Source organism: Pseudomonas sp. PS01299 (assembly GCF_029960145.1).
In the GTDB taxonomy this organism is placed as follows: domain Bacteria; phylum Pseudomonadota; class Gammaproteobacteria; order Pseudomonadales; family Pseudomonadaceae; genus Aquipseudomonas; species Aquipseudomonas putida_A.
In genome coordinates, this window is sequence record NZ_JASCPO010000530.1 from 1 (window position 1) to 279 (window position 279).

At 67.0% G+C, this 279-nt stretch carries 1 protein-coding gene; it reads right to left on the reverse strand.

Features of this window, described 5'->3' with window-relative positions:
* Positions 1-279: RHS repeat domain-containing protein (locus QMX91_RS31430; protein ID WP_282413928.1), on the reverse strand; the 279-nt coding region annotated here is incomplete at both ends.

The following is a 279-nucleotide window of genomic DNA, read 5'->3' on the forward strand; positions in this document are numbered from 1 at the left end:
GCAGCGCCAGTGGGCGGAAGGTGCCGGGTTCGTAGACGTAGCTGCGGTGGTGGTTAGGGCCGCTTTCGGCGACGAGGTGGTCGCCTTGCCAGAAGAACTCGGTGGTCTGGCCGTCGACGGTTTTGCGAATGCGCCGGCCGAAGGCGTCGTATTGGTAGGTCGCGGTTTGGCCGTCGGCGCGGGTCAGGCCGATCAGGCGGTGCTGGCAGTCGTAGCGGTACTCGGTGACGAGTTGCTGGTCGCGGCCACGGCGTTCGCGGATCAGGTTGCCGAAGGCGT